The sequence below is a fragment of the Streptomyces sp. NPDC048603 genome (assembly GCF_043199475.1).
Classification (GTDB): Bacteria; Actinomycetota; Actinomycetes; order Streptomycetales; family Streptomycetaceae; genus Streptomyces.
The window spans coordinates 13,282-29,414 of record NZ_JBICVY010000027.1; the positions used below are offsets into that span (position 1 = coordinate 13,282).

The following is a 16,133-nucleotide window of genomic DNA, read 5'->3' on the forward strand; positions in this document are numbered from 1 at the left end:
AGATGTCTGTACTGAACACCCCTCTGCACGAGCTTGACCCGGACGTCGCCGCCGCCGTCGACGCCGAGCTCGTGCGCCAGCAGTCGACCCTGGAAATGATCGCGTCGGAGAACTTCGCTCCGGTCGCCGTCATGGAGGCCCAGGGTTCCGTCCTCACCAACAAGTACGCCGAGGGCTACCCGGGCCGCCGCTACTACGGCGGCTGCGAGCACGTCGACGTGGTCGAGCAGATCGCCATCGACCGGATCAAGGCGCTGTTCGGCGCCGAGCACGCGAACGTGCAGCCCCACTCGGGCGCACAGGCCAACGCCGCCGCGATGTTCGCGCTGCTCAAGCCGGGTGACACGATCATGGGCCTGAACCTGGCCCACGGCGGTCACCTGACCCACGGCATGAAGATCAACTTCTCCGGCAAGCTCTACAACGTGGTCCCGTACCACGTCGGCGAGGACGGCCAGGTCGACATGGCCGAGGTCGAGCGCCTGGCCAAGGAGTCCAAGCCGCAGCTGATCGTGGCCGGCTGGTCCGCGTACCCGCGCCAGCTGGACTTCGCCGCCTTCCGCCGGATCGCGGACGAGGTCGGCGCGTACCTGATGGTCGACATGGCCCACTTCGCGGGCCTGGTCGCCGCGGGCCTGCACCCGAACCCGGTGCCGCACGCCCACGTGGTCACCACCACCACGCACAAGACCCTCGGCGGTCCGCGCGGCGGTGTCATCCTGTCGACGGCCGAGCTCGCCAAGAAGATCAACTCCGCGGTCTTCCCCGGCCAGCAGGGCGGTCCGCTGGAGCACGTGATCGCGGCCAAGGCGGTCTCCTTCAAGGTCGCCGCCTCGGAGGAGTTCAAGGAGCGCCAGGAGCGCACCCTGGAGGGCGCGAAGATCCTCGCCGCCCGCCTGGTGCAGGACGACGTGAAGGCCGTGGGCGTGGACGTGCTCACCGGCGGCACGGACGTGCACCTGGTCCTGGTCGACCTGCGCAACTCCGAGCTGGACGGCCAGCAGGCCGAGGACCGCCTCCACGAGGTCGGCATCACGGTCAACCGGAACGCGATCCCGAACGACCCGCGGCCGCCGATGGTCACCTCGGGCCTGCGGATCGGCACCCCGGCCCTGGCCACCCGCGGTTTCGGCGCCGAGGACTTCACCGAGGTCGCCGACATCATCGCCGAGGCCCTCAAGCCGACGTACGACGTCCAGGCCCTGCGGGCCCGCGTCACCGCGCTGGCCGAGAAGCACCCGCTGTACCCGTCGCTGTAACAGGCGTCGGTTCCAGGGGCCCGGCCTTGTTCTCCACAGGCCGGGCCCTTTTCCTTCCCGTGCCGGCCGTACGCCGGCGCCGTGCAGGGCCCTGGGCGGACCCGCACGGGTCACGCGCGGGCTCCACGCGGACCCGACCGCCCCGGTACCGGACCCGCAGCCCGGCACCGCACCCCTCCAGCAGCACACCGGCCGGCCTCGACGGCGGCCGGAGAGCGTGAGCCGATTCACGCCCGGCCGACCCCTCACGGCCCCCTTCCGCAAGCGAGTCGTTCACGTCGGCGCGATACGCTCGTCTGCCGGACAAAATCCACAAAAATCACCTCTCCTGCCCTCCCACCCCACGAGCAGACAAGGGAGTCCGCCACCGTGGCCATTTCCGTCTTCGATCTCTTCTCGATCGGCATCGGTCCCTCCTCCTCCCACACCGTCGGGCCGATGCGTGCCGCCCGCATGTTCGTGAACCGGCTCAAGAAGGACGGCCTGCTCGCCCAGACCGTCTCGGTCCGGGCCGAGCTGTACGGCTCCCTGGGCGCGACCGGCCACGGCCACGGCACCCCCAAGGCCGTCCTCCTGGGTCTGGAGGGTTACTCCCCGCGTACGGTCGACGTCGAGAAGGCCGACGACGAGGTCGAGCGCATCCGGCAGAACAAGAGGCTGCGGCTGCTCGGCGCGGAGATAGGCGACGTGCACGAGATCGACTTCGACGAGCCGAACCAGCTGATCCTGCACCGCCGCCGCTCACTGCCGTACCACGCCAACGGCATGACCCTCTTCGCCTACGACGAGGCGGGCGCCCCGCTGCTGGAGAAGACGTACTACTCGGTCGGCGGCGGCTTCGTGGTCGACGAGGACGCGGTCGGCGAGGACCGGATCAAGCTCGACGACACCGTGCTGAAGTACCCCTTCCGCTCCGGTGACGAGATGCTCCGGCTGACCCGCGAGACCGGCCTGTCGATCTCCTCCCTGATGCTGGAGAACGAGAAGGCCTGGCGCACCGAGGAGGAGATCCGCGAGGGGCTGCTGGAGATCTGGCGGGTCATGCAGGCCTGCGTCTCCCGCGGCATGTCCCGCGAGGGCATCCTGCCGGGCGGTCTGCGGGTCAAGCGGCGCGCCGCCGCCACCGCCCGCCAGCTGCGCACCGAGGGCGACCCGCTGCTGCACCGCAGCGAGTGGACGACGATCTACGCGATGGCGGTGAACGAGGAGAACGCGGCCGGCGGCCGGGTCGTGACCGCCCCGACGAACGGCGCCGCGGGCGTGCTCCCGGCCGTCCTGCACTACTACGTGAACTTCGTCCCGGGCGCCGACGAGGACGGCGTGGTCCGCTTCCTCCTCGCCGCGGGCGCGATCGGCATGCTGTTCAAGGAGAACGCCTCGATCTCCGGCGCCGAGGTCGGCTGCCAGGGCGAGGTCGGCTCCGCCTGCTCCATGGCGGCGGGCGCGCTGGCCGAGGTGCTCGGCGGCACCCCGGAGCAGGTGGAGAACGCGGCCGAGATCGGCATGGAGCACAACCTCGGCCTGACCTGCGACCCGGTCGGCGGCCTGGTCCAGATCCCGTGCATCGAGCGCAACGGCATGGCCGCGGTGAAGGCCGTCACCGCGGCGAGGATGGCGATGCGCGGGGACGGCAGCCACAAGGTCTCGCTGGACAAGGTCATCAAGACCATGAAGGAGACCGGCGCCGACATGAAGGTCAAGTACAAGGAGACCGCGCGCGGCGGCCTCGCGGTCAACGTCATCGAGTGCTGAGAGTGCCGACGCTCACCGCTCGCTGATACCGGTGGGGTGCGGGCCCGGCGGGGCGCGCACCCCACCGTCGCGTCAGGAGACGGCGTACCACTGGCTGGCCCAGCCGGTGTTGATGGTGCTGGTGGACTGCTGGGTGAGGTCCAGGGTGGCGGGCAGGGCGGTCTGCCCGGTGAGCACGGTGCTGTAGCGCAGGTTCGGCGGGGTCAGGCCCGCGTTCACCGAGATACCGGCCCCGGTGGCCTTCAGGGTCAGCAGGTTGGTGGCCCAGCTGCCGTTCAGCAGCAGCGCGATGAAGTAGGTGCCCGGCTCGGCGGTGAAGGGCTTCTGGAGGGCCAGCGGCTTGGCGATCGCGTCGGTCATCAGCTGCGGGGAGACGTCAGCGGTGGATCCGCGGAGGACGCCCTTGGCGTCGTACACGCCGAGGTAGCAGTCGGCCAGCTGGGCGTTCGGGTCGATCCCGGCCAGTCCCAGCCAGATGTTCGACCAGCTGGTCCGCTCGCGCAGGACGATCCGGACCAGGGTCACCCGGCCGCCGACCCCGGCGGAGGACTGGGCCGTGACATGGCCGGCGTCGTTCGGGTCGCCGGTCCAGGCCAGCAGGTTCTGGTCCTGCGGGCGCGGCTCCGGGTCGAGCTCGGCCGGGCCGCCCGGCGGGGCCTGGGTGACCCCCGCGGACGCGGTCTTCTCCGGCTTCGCCGCCGGCGTGCTGCAGCCGGCCAGCAGGGCCGCGGCGGCGGTGGCCGCCACCAGGCCGGCGACGGTACGGGTGATGCGCATGGTCCCCCCAGGAACACGAGTTGCTCAGGGGGCCATGGTCACATCCCGGCGCACCGATCCGAACCCGCCACATTTCCCGTGCGCGGCCGGAACCGCACGGCGACGATGGATGTCTCCATGGTTGTCAGCATTGTCCCCTTACATCCGGAGAAACCGGGGGACGCAATGAAGCTCACCCGCCCCGTCCACCGCATACGCCGCCGGCAGCTCGTGGCCCTGGCCACGGGTGCCCTCCTCACCGCCGGAATCGGGTTCGCCGCGCCTGCCTCGGCGCAGCTCCCGGCCGCGGAGCCGGCCACCACCGCCACCTGGAGCACGACGCCGCTCGTGGTCAACGCCCGCTGGGGCGGCCACTGCACGTACGACCGGCTCGTCATCGACGTGAAGGGGTACGTCCCCGACGTCGCCGTCCGCAGGACCGCCAAGCTGTACTACGACGGGTCCGGCAAGCCGGTCCCGCTCGCGGGGAAGTACTTCCTGGAGATCCGCCTCCACCCGGCCGCCGCCCACAACGACGCGGGACAGTCCGTCTACAAGGGGCCGAAGCTCCAGCGGATCTGGCTGCCCAAGCTCAAGGGCATCGCCATGACCGGCGACTACGAGGGGTACGTGACCTTCGGCGCCGCCTTCAACACCTATCCCGTCTACAAGACGTTCAAGCTGCACAATCCGGAGCGGTTCGTGCTGGACGTCAGGCACGCCAACGTCTGCTGAGCGAGCAGCACCTGGCCGGGCCCCGGGGTCGTCGCACGCCCCGGGGCCCGGCCGGTTCCGCAGGTCCCGGGTCAGCCGCCGACCGGTGCCTTGGAACGCAGGACCGTCAGGAACTCGCGCATCCACGCCGGGTGGTCGGGCCAGGCACGGGCCGAGACCAGGGTGCCGTCGACCACCGCCTCGGAGTTCTCGAAGGCCCCGCCGGCGCCCCGCATGTCGAGCTCCAGCGCCGGGTAGGCGGTGACCCGCCGCCCGTCCAGGCTCCCGGCGGCGGCGGTCATCAGCGGACCGTGGCAGATCTGCGCGACCGGCTTGTCCGCCCCGGTGAAGGCGGCGATGATCCGCTTCACCTCGGGGTCGTTGCGCAGGTACTCGGGGGCCCGCCCGCCGGGGATCACCAGCGCCGCGTACTGCCCCGGGTCGACGTCCGCGAACGCCACGTCGGCCGGCCAGGTGTAGCCGGGCTTCTCGGTGTACGTGTCGAAGCCGTCCTCGAAGTCGTGCACCACGAAGCGGAGTTTCTTCACCGCCGGGGCCGCGATGTGCACCTCGTACCCCTCTTCGAGGAGCCGCTGGTACGGATAGAGGACCTCCAGCGACTCCGCCGCGTCACCGGTGACGATCAGGACCTTCACTGCCATGGGCTGCTCCCGTGATGTGGGACACGTACGGACCCCGGCGACCCTGCCCGCGCGGGGGCCGCCCAAACCGACCGGGAGGGGGCGGGTTGTGGCGCGTACGGGCGGACGACTAGGGTCATCTGGCCTTGGTGTACGGGAAACCGGTGGAAAACCGGTGCGGCCCTCGCCACTGTGATCGGGAAGTCCGGCTCCACTCCGTACGGAAGCCACTGGGCCGCCGTGGGAGACCGCACGGCCCGGGAAGGCGGAGCCAGGGCATCAGCACCCGTGAGCCAGGAGACCGGCCGGGGCGCGTTGTCCATCCACGAGGTGCTGGAGAGGTCTCCCAACCCATGCATATTGCCGAGGGGTTCCTGCCCCCATTGCACGCGGTCGCCTGGGGCGCCGCGTCCGCTCCCTTCGTCGTCCACGGTGTCCGTGCGCTGACCCGTGAGGTCAAGGAGAACCCCGAGAGCACACTGCTCCTCGGCGCGTCCGGAGCGTTCACCTTCGTCCTCTCCGCCCTGAAGATCCCCTCGGTGACGGGCAGTTGTTCCCACCCGACCGGGACGGGGCTGGGGGCGATCCTGTTCCGGCCCCCGATCATGGCCGTGCTGGGCACGATCACCCTGCTCTTCCAGGCCCTGCTGCTGGCCCACGGCGGACTGACCACCCTGGGCGCCAACGTCTTCTCGATGGCGATCGCCGGCCCCTGGGCGGGCTATGCCGTCTACCGCCTGCTGCAGAAGACCGGGACCCCGCTGATGGTCTCGGTCTTCTTCGGTGCCTTCTTCGCCGACCTGGTCACCTACTGCGTGACCTCGGTCCAGCTGGCGCTGGCCTTCCCCGACCCGGGCAGCGGCTTCGCGGGCGCGCTCGCGAAGTTCGGCGGCATCTTCGCGGTCACCCAGATCCCGCTCGCCGTCAGCGAGGGCCTGCTCACGGTGCTGGTGATGCGGCTGCTGATGCAGTCCAGCAAGTCGGACCTGGTCCGGCTGGGCGTCGCGAAGTTCACCAAGAAGCAGGAGCAGGAGGCCGCGGTCTGATGGCGAAGGGCATGTCGAAGAACGCGAAGATCAATTCCCTGCTGCTGCTCCTGGTGGCGGCGCTGGCCGTACTGCCGCTCGCCCTGGGGCTCGGTGACGACAAGGAAGAGCCGTTCGCCGGTGCGGACGCGCAGGCCGAGGCGGCGATCACCGAGCTGAAGCCGGACTACGAGCCGTGGTTCTCCCCCCTCTACGAGCCCCCGTCCGGCGAGGTGGAGTCGGCGCTGTTCGCCCTGCAGGCGGCGATCGGCGCGGGCGTGCTCGCGTACTACTTCGGGCTGCGGCGCGGCCGGCGGCAGGGCGCGGCGGCCGGAGCGGCCGACGGGTCCGCCCCGGACTCCGCCAAGGCCCCGGCCGCCACGGAGTCCTGAGCCCGTGCTCCCGATCGACGCGGCCGCGCACAGCAGTCGCTGGCGCGGCCGCCACCCGCTGGAGAAGGCCCTGCTGGGCCTGGGCCTGACGGTCGCCGCGGTATGCCTGCCGCCCTGGCCCGGCGGGCCGCTGGTGGCCGCGGCCACGCTGGCCGTGCTGCTCGGCCCGGCCGGGGTGCCCGGCCGCCGGCTGTGGCGGGCGTTCCGGATCCCGCTCGGTTTCTGCTTCACCGGTGCCGTGCCGCTGCTGTTCTCGGTGGGCGGCCCGGACGGCTGGCTCGCGCTCGCCCCGGACGGGCCCCGGCACGCGGCCGACCTGCTGCTCCGTACGTCGGCGGCCTCGCTCGGCGTGCTGCTGTTCGCGTTCACCACCCCGGTCTCGGACGTGCTGCCGCGGCTGGTGCGGGCCGGGGTCCCGGCGCCGGTGGTGGACGTGGCCCTGGTGATGTACCGGATCGGCTTCCTGCTGCTGGACTCCCTCGCCCAGGTGCGGACCGCGCAGGCGGCCCGGCTGGGGAACACCGGCCGGGCCGCGGCCTGGCGTTCGGTGGCCGGTCTGGCCGCGACCGCCTTCGTCCGGGCCTTCGAGCGCGCGGCACGGCTCCAGGCGGGGCTGGCGGGCCGCGGCTACGACGGCACCCTGCGGGTGCTGGTGCCGGAGGCGGCGGTGTCGTGGCGGTTCCTGGCGGCGTCCGGCGCCCTGCTGTCCGCCGTGACCGGCGCGACCCTCGTACTGAAAGGACTCTGGCTTTGAAGCCGTTGGTGGAACTGTCGGGCGCGGCCTACGCGTACGAGGACGGCCCGACGGTGCTGTCCGGCCTGGACTTCGGGATCGCGCGGGGCCGCTCGCTGGCCCTGCTGGGCCGCAACGGCAGCGGCAAGACCACCCTGATGCGGCTGCTGAGCGGGGGGCTGCGGCCCGTCGCCGGCGAACTGCGGCTGGACGGCTCGCCCGTGCGGTACGACCGCGCGGGCCTGACCCGGCTGCGGACCTCGGTCCAGCTGGTCGTGCAGGACCCCGACGACCAGCTGTTCGCCGCCTCGGTGGAGCAGGACGTGTCCTTCGGACCGCTGAACCTGGGGCTGGAGGTCGCGGAGGTGCGCGCTCGCGTGGACGCCGCGCTCGCCGCGCTGGACATCACCGCGCTCCGGGACCGCCCCACCCACCTGCTGTCCTACGGCCAGCGCAAGCGGGCGGCGATCGCGGGCGCGGTCGCGATGCGGCCGAGGGTGCTGATCCTGGACGAGCCGACGGCCGGGCTGGACCCGGACGGGCAGGAGCGGCTGCTGGACGTCCTGGCCGGGCTGACGGACACCACGGTGGTGATGGCCACCCACGACGTGGACCTGGCAGTGCGGTGGGCCGACGACGCGGCGGTGCTCACGCCGGACGGGATCCGCACCGGCCCGTCCGCCGACCTCCTCTCCGACCCGGAGCTGCTGGCCTCGGCCGGGCTCCGGCAGGCGTGGTCACCTGCGGTGACCGCGTTCCTCCGGACCCGGGGGATGCTCGACGCCGCCGCACCCGGCCCCCGCACCCCCGAGGCCCTGTCGGTCTGGCCGGCCTGACCCCGCCTACCGGGCGAGCAGCGCCCGGACGGTCTTCCCCGGGCCCCCGCCCCGGCCGTGGGTGACGGCGTCCGCGGCCGGTTCCGCCACGACCGCCACCGCCGCGTCCGGGGCGGGTGTGCCGTATGCGCCTCCCGCTAACGCAGGGCGGCGAGGGTGGCCTCGGCCATGGCCCGTTCGCCGCGGGCGTTGGGGTGGATCGGGACCGCGGGATCCCGGGGGAGGATGCCCTCGATCCAGCGGTCCTCCGGGTCCTGGCAGATGTCGTGGCCGATGGTGGGCGTGTAGGTGTCCACGAAGGTCGCGCCGTTCGCCTCGGCCTGCCGGGCCAGGGTGCGGTTGAGTCTCTTGACGGTGGTGCGCAGGAAGGCCGCGTCGTAGACCGTGATGGGCTGCTTGAAGAGGCAGTCCCACTCGTTCTCCGGCAGGACGGCGGGGTAGCCGACCACCATGATCTTCGCCTGTGGCGCGCGCCGGCGGATCTCCCGGACGGTGGACGCGACCCCGCTTCCCGCTGAGGCGATCCGGCCGTCGAGCGTGGTGCCGTAGGACCGCTTGCAGGGCGCGCCGAGGGGCGAGACGAACGACAGGGACACGCACTTGAGGATGACCTCGGCCACGCCGAGGTCGCTCGCGCCGAGGTCGTTGCCGCCGATGGTGAGCGTGACCAGCCGGGTGTCGGCGGTGACGGCGTTCAGCTGGGGGGCGTTGACCGTCCCGATGACGGGGTAGATCTGCGCCTCGGTCATGTGCTTGGTCTTGGCGGCGGCGCAGGTCACATCGCGTACGCCGGTGAATCCGGCCTGCCGGGCCAGGACCGACGGGTAGTTGCGGTCCGACCGCAGGCACAGGCCGGCGGACTGGCCGGGGACGCCGGCCGCGGAGGCGTACGAGTCGCCGAGGGCCACGTACGGGCCGGAGACCGCCGCTGCGGAGGTCCCGGATTCCGTAGCCGCGGCCGAGGAGGCGGGCAGGGCGGCGACGGGCAGGGCGGTGGCGACGGCCACGGCGCAGGCGAGCGTGGAGCGACGTGCGGGCACAGCTCCTCCATAGGGGGGTGGGGGGCCTACCTACCACCAGGTAGGTAATGGAGGATGCGCCCGGTTACCGTCGGGTACAACCGACGGGTAAGTAAAGGGTGAGTCAACTCACTCCGGGTGCAGGGGCGTTGAGGGGGTGGGCCATACCGTTTCGGCGCCCAGCACCCGGGCCAGCGTGCCTACCAGCCCGGGCATGTCGATCACCTCGACATCGTGCAGCCACTGCATCTGCAGCCCGTCGAAGACCGCGATCAGGAGCGGGGCGGCCGCGTCCACCGGGAGCCCGCTCGGCAGGTGTTCGCCGTACTTGGCGCGCAGCCGCCCTTCCACCACCGCGCGCAGTCGCACGTACCGGTCCCTGAAGTAGTCGCCGGCCGGGTGGTCCTCGGTGACGCTGTCGCCCAGCAGGCCGGCGAAACACTGCACGAGTCCCCGGCGCCCGGCGTTGACCTCGGCCAGCCGCACGGCCGCCGCCAGCGGGTCGTGGTCCGCCGTCACAGGGCCGGCGGTATGGAGTGCCTCCCGGTCGAGCCGGTCGCGCAGCTCCAGCACCTCCTGCAGGAGCCGTTCCTTCGTGGGGAAGTAGTGCAGCACTCCCTGCTGCGTCAGCCCGACCCGCTTGGCGAGCATCGCGAAGGAGGTGCCGCGGTATCCGTGCTCACCGAAGAGGGCCAGGGCGGCCCGGATGATCTCCTCACGCCGCCCGGCACCCCGCGCCCCCCGCGCATCCCGCGCGCCCGCCCCACGCCCGTCCATTCCCGCTCCCCTTCGCCCGGCGGCGGGCATCAGCCCGGTGCTGCGACGCCGGGGCCCGATCCGGTCCGATCCGTACGATGGCCGCATGTCGCTGCCGCATGCCATTCTCACCGCCCTGCTGGAGAAGCCCTCGTCGGGGCTGGAGCTGACGCGGCGGTTCGACCGGTCCATCGGGTACTTCTGGTCGGCGACGCACCAGCAGATCTACCGGGAGCTGGGGAAACTGGAGGAGGGCGGGCTGATCCGGGCGCTGCCCAGTGCGCAGCCCGCCCGGGGGCAGAAGAAGGAGTTCGAGGTGCTGCCCGCGGGGCGGGCGGAACTCGCCCGGTGGGTCGGGGAGAGCCAGGACCCGAAGTCCATCCGGGACCCGCTGCTGCTGCGGATCCGGGCCGCCGCCATGGTGGGCACGCAGGGTCTCCTCGCGGAGCTGCGACGCCATCTGGAGCTGCACCGGCAGCAGCTGGCCCTGTACGAGGCCATCGAGGAGCGGGACTTCCCGCCCGGCCGGGACGCGCCCGAGGACCGGCTGCGCCGGCTGGTGCTGCACGGCGGGACCGCCCTGGAGACCTTCTGGCTGAGCTGGCTGGAAGAGGCGCTGGCCGAGGTCGAGGCCCTGGAGAAGGAGCAGGCCGGCCCGCAGACGGGCGCGGCGGCCCCGAACTGAACTCGGCCCCGGCGCGGGCCCGTGAGGGCCGCGCCGGGGCCGGCGAAGGGGTTGGCCCGCAGCCGGGCCGTGCCACTACTTGTTCAGGGAGTTCCAGAACTCGTCGAAGGACAGGAGCTTGTCGCCGTTCTCGTCCTTGGCCTTGATGATCGCCTCGGCCACCGGGCCGGTCACGGCGAAGTCGCCCATCTTGGCCATGGCCTCGCGGTACTCGTCGGCCGTGACGAAGCCGTCGCCGTCCTTGTCGAAGCTGTCGAACGTCGCCTTGGCGCTCTCGCGGTCCGCCACTGGGATCCACCCCTTCTCGGTGCTGGTGTGACCGGCTCAGGGTAGCGGCACCCCCGCCACCGCCACAGTCGGGGTCCCGGTCGGACGCTCGGAATTCATTCAATTACCCTTCCGTAACACGGAATACGGACACCCGCCCGGCGGCGGAACGAATAATTCCAGCGAACAGGCCCACATTCCCCTTGTCACGCTCCGGGGCCGCCGAATAACGTACCGCCATTGCCGCCACACCAGGAGCGCAGGGCTCCCAGGGACAAGTGGCAAACAAGGGCGTTCAAAAGTGACGATCACAGCTGACGCAACATTCGAGGTCCTGCCCTTCACCCGCACCTGCCGTCATATCTGGGAAGACGGCGACCATGTGCTCATCGGCGTGAGTCCCGGCAACAGCTACTTCAGCGCCGAGCGCATCGCAGACCTCGCCAGATGGGCCATGAGCCGCTTCGCACAAGTGGACTTCGTCTACGCGGACCTCCACGTGGACCGAATGTTCGCCGCGTTCGGGTACACCCCGGAGCATGCGGCCAAGCGCGCCGCGAAGGAGATCAAGGCGGTCCGGCGGAGGATCATCAAAGGCATCGGGGAATCAGGGACGGAGAGACCCGAGATACGGGTGAGGGCTCTGTCCGAATTCCAGGACAATCCCGTGTACCAGCTCCTGCGCCGCCGCGTGCTGCATTTCCTGGCAACCGATGACGAATTCCGCAAGGGTTGCGAGGAGATGGCCCTGCACTTCGTCGGGTCGAAGCTTCCGGACGGCGAATCGATCACCGATGGGCAGCTCCGGGTGTGTTTCGACTACCTCGCGGCGGAACTTCCCTTCTTCATCGATACGCCCAGCATTCTCGACGTTCCGTCGTCGGTCGCGGCGTACCACGTGCAGATGCCGATGACCGAGGTGCTGTTCGGCCGCGGCGGAGGTCTGCGGGCCACCCGGAACCAGGCGTACGCCGTCGTACGCCCCGAAACCACAGAAGCCACCGAACCCGCCGGAGGGGATCCCGTTGACCAGCGTGCAGCTTGACTTTCCGCTCTCCCGGCGGGGCGACGTGCTCCCCGACGAGTGCACCTGGCTGCGCGAGAAGGCCCCGGTGGCCCGCGTGCGCACCCTCACCGGGGACACCGCCTGGCTGGTGAGCAGCCACGCGCTGGCCAAGCAGGTCCTGGAGGACGAGCGGTTCAGCCTCAAGGACACCGCGAACGCCGGTGTGCCGCGCCAGTACGCTCTGACGATCCCGCCCGAGGTCGTCAACAACATGGGCAACATCAACAGCGCGGGGCTCCGCAACGCCGTGATGAAGTCCCTCAACCCGCGCCAGGAGGGTCTCGACGGGTTCCTGCGCGCCACCGCGCACCGGCTGGTGGACGACATCGTGGCCGAGGGCGGCCCGGTCGACCTGCGGGCGGCCTTCGCCGACCCGTACTCGGCGGCCCTGCACTGCGAGGTGCTGGGGGTGCCCCTGACGGACTGGCGCCGGCTGATGTCGGGCCTGGACGTCGCGTTCATGACGGCGCGCGAACCCTTCGCCGACTCGGCCCTCAACTGGTACAAGGACGTCGGCTACTTCGTCGACCGGTTCCACGAACAGCTCGTACGGGACGCCGACACCCGTACGGGGCTGCTGGGCCGGTTCGCCGGACTGCGCGAGGCGGACCCGGAGTCGGCCCATCTGACCGACGACATGTTCGCCACCGTGGCCGTCTCCCTGTTCGGGGCGGGCGCGGTGTCCACCTCGGCCTTCCTCGTCCTCGCCGTGCTGGCGCTGCTCCGGCACCCGGAGCTCATCGGCACGCTCCGCGCCCGTCCCGAGCTGATGGGGAAGGCGGTCGACGAACTGCTGCGCTGGAACCTGTCGGTGGGCGACGGGCTGCCGCGCATCGCGCTGGCCGACGTCCGGCTCGGCGACGTGCTGGTGCGCGAGGGAGAGCTGGTGCTGGTGCTGATCGAGGGCGCCAACTTCGACCCTGCGGTGTTCGCGCACCCGGAGCGGCTCGACTTCGAGCGCGAGCAGAACCCGCACCTCGCCTTCGGCGGCGGCCGGCACTTCTGCCCGGCCTCGGCGCTCGGCCGGGTCCACGCGGAGATCGCGCTGGAGGTGCTGGTCGAGCGGCTGCCCGAGCTGCGCCTGGCGGTCCCCGCGGAGAACCTCGTCTGGCGCACGGGCTTCATCAAGCGACTGCCGGAGCGGCTCCCGGTCGCCTGGTGATGCGGGACGGCGCCCCGGGAAGGGTGTCCCGGGGCGCCGTCGACCACTCTCCGGCCGCGACCGTTCTCCGGCCGCCGCCGCTCAGCGGAAGATGCCGGTGTGGCCCAGCGAGTAGCGGCCGGGCTGCGGGTACACCGCCAGCCCGTGCGGCCCGTTGCCCACCTTGATCCGGGCCAGCTGCTTGCCGGTCGTGGTGTCGATCGCGTAGACCTCGCCGTCGTAGCGGCCGGAGAGCCACAGCACCTTGCCGTCGGCGGAGACCCCGCCCATGTCGGGGCTGCCGCCGCCCGGCAGCTCCCACTTCTTGGTGAGCCTGTTCTTCGGGAAGTCGAAGACCGAGACGGTGCCCTCGCCGCGGTTGGAGATGTACATCTCCCTGGAGTCCCGGCTGACGTACAGGCCGTGACAGCCCTTGCCGGTGGGCAGCAGCTTGGGGACGGTGAACTTCTCCCCGTCCAGCACCCACATGCCGTCCGCCATCATGTCGGCGACGTAGAAGGTCTTTCCGTCCGGGGAGATCTTCACGTCCTGCGGCATGGCGCCCTCGAAGGGGAGCTTCTGCTGGCCGACGACCTCCATCTTCTCCGTGTCCACCTTGAGGAGTTCGCCGGAGAACTCACAGGACACGATGAAGTACCGGCCGTCCGCCGAGAAGTCCGCGTGGTTGACCCCGTAGCAGCTGACCGGCACGGTCTTCACGCGGTCCATGGTGTGCGGGTCCCGGAAGACCAGCTCGCGGTCCAGTGAGGCCATGACCACCGCGTACTTGCCGTGCGGCGTGAAGTACAGGTTGTACGGGTCGTGCACCTCGACGGCGTCGCCCGCCTGGCCGGTCGCCGGGTTGATCGGGGTCAGGGTGTGCCCCCGGTTGTTGTTGACCCAGAGGGTCTTCAGGTCCCAGGACGGCACCACGTGCTGCGGCTGGACGCCGACCGGGATGGTGTCGATCACCTGGTAGGTGGCCGGGTCGATCACCGAGACCGTGTTGGAGCCGGTGTTGGGCACGTACACCCGGGACGGGAAGTCCTTGACCACCGGGGAGAGCTTCCCCGGCCGGTCCGCCGCGTAGACGTCCTTCGGGTCCAGCAGGGGCGGCATCCCGGGCAGTCCCGGCGGGGCGGCGGGCACCTTGGCCTGCCGGGCCGCGGCGTTGGTGCCGAGCGCCTCGGGACTGCCCTTGCCGTCGGATCCGCAGCCGGCCAGGGCGGCGAGGAGCAGTCCGGCCAGCAGCACGCCGGCCTTGCGGTGGAGGCGGGTGGTCGTCATGGGGTCAGCAGCTCCGTGGTGGTCACCGCGCGCAGGTCGCGGCGCGCGAGTTCTTCGAGGAGGGAGGGCATCGCGTCGACCGTGTCCGCGTAGCCGAAGTGCAGGCTCACCACCGATCCGGGAAGGATCTCCCCGGTGACGTTGCGGATGACGGCCGCGGCGCCGGGCGAGGTGAAGTCGAGGGAGTCCACGTCGTAGGAGAGGACGTGCGGATAGCCGGCCCGCCGGGCCGCCTTCAGTACCGGCGCGGCGGCGTACTGCGTCCTGGAGGGCCGGAACCAGGTGCCGATGGAGCCGGTGAGCCGCTTCAGCCGCTGTGCGCAGGCGGTGATCTCGGCGTGCGCCGCCTCCTCGGTCATGGTGTTGATGTCGGCGTGGCGCTGGGTGTGGTTGCCGAGGTCGTGCCCGCCGTCCAGGATCCGGCGGGCGAGCTCCGGGTGGGCGTCGAGCCACTCCCCCACGGCCAGTACGGTCACCCGCGCGCCCGCCCGCGCGGCCTCGGCCAGTACCGCGCGGGCGGTGGCGGGGTCCCCGTTGCCGTGGAAGGTGAGGGCGACCCGGCGCCGGGTGCGCGGGCCGTGGTCGATCTGGTCCGGCTGCCCGCGGAAGGCGCGGGGGGCGGGCGCGGCCGGCGGGGCGGCCGGGCGGGCCGGGGGCGGCGCACCGGAAGGGGAGCCGGGAGCGGAACCGGCCGGGGCGGCCGGGCCGGGGGCGCCGCAGGCGGCGGTGAGGGCCCCGGCGGCGAAGGCGGCGCCGGTGCGGAGGGCCGTTCGGCGGTCCGGGTGGCAGATCACCTGCTCATTTAAGAGCCGAGACGCCTGGAAGGTAACGATTGACCCAATTCAGGCTCTTTCGCGCGCCCCTCCCGATCGACGCCCGTCCGGTATTCGATCAACGAAGTATGCGGAGCGTTCGATATTTGTTCATCGATTGCCAGGCGAGTGGCCCACCTCACCTAAGATTTAGCTAGAAACTCTTGCTATATGCACACTTATGTCCGACTCGGGACTTTTGGCGTTTTGGGCGTCCGTCTGCCATAGTCGGAGTCGCGCCTTCCCATTGACCCGAGCGAATGCGCCAACGCCGAGGATCACACACCCCATTGGATCCTCGGCGAACTCATGAAGCTCCCACGACGCCCACCACGGCGGACAGGGAGCTTCTGGTTTTTCCGGCCGGCGCCGGCGTCAGCGGTCGGCGACGCGCATCTCGAACCAGGTCGTCTTGCCGCGCGGCAGCAGGTCCGCGCCCCAGCGGTCGGACAGCTTGTCCACCAGGAACAGCCCACGCCCGGTGACGTCCATCTCGTGCACCGGCATCAGGCAGGGCAGCCCGCGCGAGGGGTCCCTCACCTCCACCCTGATCCAGCCGCGACGGCGCAGCAGCTTCAGCCCGAACGACCGGGCCCCGGTATGCCGGACCGCGTTGCCCACCAGCTCCGACACCAGCAGCACCACGTGCTCGGCCACCTGCGGGGAGAGCCCCCACATCCGGACCACCGCGTACTGGGTGAGCCGGCGCGCGGCGCCCGCCGATTCGGGTCGCGACGGCAGGGTCACCTCGCCCTCGGCCGGGTTCCCGTACAACTCCAGGGCCTTCAGCCCCTGTTCGTCCTCAAGAGCCGCCGTCAGCCGTAAAGCGGAAGCGCCACTGCGCTGCCGCGGTTGTTCCACACCCTCCAGGCCCGCCATGCACCCATCATGGAGGGCGCGGGCGCCCCTCCGGGCCGTTCCTCGCGAAAACACCCCCTGGAACCGGAAGGCCCGAGGGGGTGTTTCGTCATATGCCAGAGGCACCGGGTGAG

General features: G+C 71.3%; 18 protein-coding genes and 1 riboswitch. Of the genes, 10 read left to right on the forward strand and 8 right to left on the reverse strand.

From position 1 onward, the window contains the following. Positions 1-2 precede the first annotated feature (2 nt). Together glyA and ACGFQ9_RS37925 are read left to right on the forward strand one after the other, a co-directional pair. Positions 3-1,259 (forward strand): serine hydroxymethyltransferase, encoded by a 1,257-nt coding sequence (gene glyA, locus ACGFQ9_RS37920; protein WP_393580419.1) that lies wholly within the window; start codon positions 3-5, stop codon positions 1,257-1,259. Between the two features lie 369 nt (positions 1,260-1,628). Next, entirely contained in the window at positions 1,629-3,011 is a 1,383-nt protein-coding gene (locus ACGFQ9_RS37925) for an L-serine ammonia-lyase (protein WP_393580420.1), read from the forward strand. A gap of 72 nt (positions 3,012-3,083) precedes the next feature. Here ACGFQ9_RS37925 and ACGFQ9_RS37930 read toward each other — a convergent pair whose 3' ends face one another. Then, positions 3,084-3,788: a hypothetical protein gene (locus tag ACGFQ9_RS37930; RefSeq protein WP_393580421.1), complete on the reverse strand. Its 705-nt coding sequence runs from the start codon at positions 3,786-3,788 to the stop codon at positions 3,084-3,086. A gap of 165 nt (positions 3,789-3,953) precedes the next feature. On the opposite strand from ACGFQ9_RS37930, the gene ACGFQ9_RS37935 reads away from it, so the two are divergent. Then, positions 3,954-4,502: a hypothetical protein gene (locus tag ACGFQ9_RS37935; protein ID WP_393580422.1), complete on the forward strand. Its 549-nt coding sequence runs from the start codon at positions 3,954-3,956 to the stop codon at positions 4,500-4,502. A 71-nt stretch (positions 4,503-4,573) separates the two neighbouring features. Here ACGFQ9_RS37935 and ACGFQ9_RS37940 read toward each other — a convergent pair whose 3' ends face one another. Beyond that, positions 4,574-5,143: a DJ-1/PfpI family protein gene (locus tag ACGFQ9_RS37940; protein ID WP_393580423.1), complete on the reverse strand. Its 570-nt coding sequence runs from the start codon at positions 5,141-5,143 to the stop codon at positions 4,574-4,576. Positions 5,144-5,252: 109 nt separating this feature from the next. Then, positions 5,253-5,447: riboswitch (cobalamin riboswitch) on the forward strand. Positions 5,448-5,475: 28 nt separating this feature from the next. Here ACGFQ9_RS37940 and ACGFQ9_RS37945 point away from each other — a divergent pair. The 4 genes from ACGFQ9_RS37945 to ACGFQ9_RS37960 are packed head-to-tail and all read left to right on the forward strand — an operon-like array spanning position 5,476 to position 8,108. Next, a complete protein-coding gene (locus tag ACGFQ9_RS37945) occupies positions 5,476-6,168 on the forward strand; it encodes an energy-coupling factor ABC transporter permease (protein ID WP_393580425.1) in 693 nt (230 codons plus the stop codon). A gap of 11 nt (positions 6,169-6,179) precedes the next feature. Beyond that, positions 6,180-6,539, forward strand: coding sequence for an energy-coupling factor ABC transporter substrate-binding protein (locus ACGFQ9_RS37950; RefSeq protein ID WP_393580464.1), 360 nt, complete (start codon positions 6,180-6,182; stop codon positions 6,537-6,539). A gap of 4 nt (positions 6,540-6,543) precedes the next feature. Next, the gene (cbiQ, locus tag ACGFQ9_RS37955; protein WP_393580426.1) at positions 6,544-7,293 is read left to right on the forward strand and encodes a cobalt ECF transporter T component CbiQ; all 750 of its coding nucleotides are present in this window, start codon (positions 6,544-6,546) and stop codon (positions 7,291-7,293) included. Beyond that, the gene (locus ACGFQ9_RS37960) at positions 7,284-8,108 is read left to right on the forward strand and encodes an energy-coupling factor ABC transporter ATP-binding protein (protein WP_393580466.1); all 825 of its coding nucleotides are present in this window, start codon (positions 7,284-7,286) and stop codon (positions 8,106-8,108) included. The genes cbiQ and ACGFQ9_RS37960 overlap by 10 nt, the downstream gene beginning before the upstream one ends. Before the next feature lie 137 nt (positions 8,109-8,245). On the opposite strand, the gene ACGFQ9_RS37965 is transcribed toward ACGFQ9_RS37960, so the two are convergent. Together ACGFQ9_RS37965 and ACGFQ9_RS37970 are read right to left on the reverse strand one after the other, a co-directional pair. Then, the gene (locus tag ACGFQ9_RS37965; RefSeq protein ID WP_393580427.1) at positions 8,246-9,148 is read right to left on the reverse strand and encodes an SGNH/GDSL hydrolase family protein; all 903 of its coding nucleotides are present in this window, start codon (positions 9,146-9,148) and stop codon (positions 8,246-8,248) included. A gap of 108 nt (positions 9,149-9,256) precedes the next feature. Next, the gene (locus tag ACGFQ9_RS37970) at positions 9,257-9,904 is read right to left on the reverse strand and encodes a TetR/AcrR family transcriptional regulator (protein WP_393580428.1); all 648 of its coding nucleotides are present in this window, start codon (positions 9,902-9,904) and stop codon (positions 9,257-9,259) included. Between the two features lie 85 nt (positions 9,905-9,989). Between ACGFQ9_RS37970 and ACGFQ9_RS37975 the strand changes: the two genes are divergently transcribed. Further along, positions 9,990-10,568, forward strand: coding sequence for a PadR family transcriptional regulator (locus ACGFQ9_RS37975; protein WP_393580429.1), 579 nt, complete (start codon positions 9,990-9,992; stop codon positions 10,566-10,568). 75 nt (positions 10,569-10,643) lie between these two features. On the opposite strand, the gene ACGFQ9_RS37980 is transcribed toward ACGFQ9_RS37975, so the two are convergent. Beyond that, a complete protein-coding gene (locus tag ACGFQ9_RS37980) occupies positions 10,644-10,856 on the reverse strand; it encodes an EF-hand domain-containing protein (RefSeq protein WP_393580430.1) in 213 nt (70 codons plus the stop codon). Positions 10,857-11,136: 280 nt separating this feature from the next. On the opposite strand from ACGFQ9_RS37980, the gene ACGFQ9_RS37985 reads away from it, so the two are divergent. Both ACGFQ9_RS37985 and ACGFQ9_RS37990 read left to right on the forward strand, forming a co-directional pair. Beyond that, complete coding sequence (locus tag ACGFQ9_RS37985) at positions 11,137-11,880, forward strand: tRNA-dependent cyclodipeptide synthase (RefSeq protein ID WP_393580431.1); 744 nt, start codon at positions 11,137-11,139, stop codon at positions 11,878-11,880. Next, positions 11,870-13,063 carry a cytochrome P450 gene (locus tag ACGFQ9_RS37990; protein WP_393580468.1) on the forward strand — a complete coding sequence of 398 codons (1,194 nt, stop codon included), beginning with the start codon at positions 11,870-11,872 and terminating at the stop codon, positions 13,061-13,063. The genes ACGFQ9_RS37985 and ACGFQ9_RS37990 overlap by 11 nt, the downstream gene beginning before the upstream one ends. A gap of 81 nt (positions 13,064-13,144) precedes the next feature. On the opposite strand, the gene ACGFQ9_RS37995 is transcribed toward ACGFQ9_RS37990, so the two are convergent. From ACGFQ9_RS37995 to ACGFQ9_RS38005, 3 genes are all read right to left on the reverse strand, one after another. Continuing rightward, complete coding sequence (locus tag ACGFQ9_RS37995) at positions 13,145-14,329, reverse strand: PQQ-binding-like beta-propeller repeat protein (RefSeq protein WP_393580432.1); 1,185 nt, start codon at positions 14,327-14,329, stop codon at positions 13,145-13,147. Then, positions 14,326-15,123: a polysaccharide deacetylase family protein gene (locus tag ACGFQ9_RS38000; protein WP_393580434.1), complete on the reverse strand. Its 798-nt coding sequence runs from the start codon at positions 15,121-15,123 to the stop codon at positions 14,326-14,328. Before ACGFQ9_RS38000 ends, ACGFQ9_RS37995 begins: the two co-directional genes overlap by 4 nt. Positions 15,124-15,516: 393 nt before the next feature. Next, entirely contained in the window at positions 15,517-16,020 is a 504-nt protein-coding gene (locus ACGFQ9_RS38005) for an ATP-binding protein (protein ID WP_393580435.1), read from the reverse strand. Positions 16,021-16,133 lie beyond the last annotated feature (113 nt).

Bases quoted from the DNA above. Each gene is read 5' to 3' on its own strand.
- glyA (WP_393580419.1), top strand. From the start codon at position 3: ATGTCTGTACTGAACACCCCTCTGCACGAGCTTGACCCGGACGTCGCC.
- ACGFQ9_RS37930 (WP_393580421.1), bottom strand. From the start codon at position 3,788: ATGCGCATCACCCGTACCGTCGCCGGCCTGGTGGCGGCCACCGCCGCC.
- ACGFQ9_RS37935 (WP_393580422.1), top strand. From the start codon at position 3,954: ATGAAGCTCACCCGCCCCGTCCACCGCATACGCCGCCGGCAGCTCGTG.
- ACGFQ9_RS37940 (WP_393580423.1), bottom strand. From the start codon at position 5,143: ATGGCAGTGAAGGTCCTGATCGTCACCGGTGACGCGGCGGAGTCGCTG.
- ACGFQ9_RS37945 (WP_393580425.1), top strand. From the start codon at position 5,476: ATGCATATTGCCGAGGGGTTCCTGCCCCCATTGCACGCGGTCGCCTGG.
- ACGFQ9_RS37950 (WP_393580464.1), top strand. From the start codon at position 6,180: ATGTCGAAGAACGCGAAGATCAATTCCCTGCTGCTGCTCCTGGTGGCG.
- ACGFQ9_RS37970 (WP_393580428.1), bottom strand. From the start codon at position 9,904: ATGGACGGGCGTGGGGCGGGCGCGCGGGATGCGCGGGGGGCGCGGGGT.
- ACGFQ9_RS37975 (WP_393580429.1), top strand. From the start codon at position 9,990: ATGTCGCTGCCGCATGCCATTCTCACCGCCCTGCTGGAGAAGCCCTCG.
- ACGFQ9_RS37995 (WP_393580432.1), bottom strand. From the start codon at position 14,329: ATGACGACCACCCGCCTCCACCGCAAGGCCGGCGTGCTGCTGGCCGGA.
- ACGFQ9_RS38005 (WP_393580435.1), bottom strand. From the start codon at position 16,020: ATGGCGGGCCTGGAGGGTGTGGAACAACCGCGGCAGCGCAGTGGCGCT.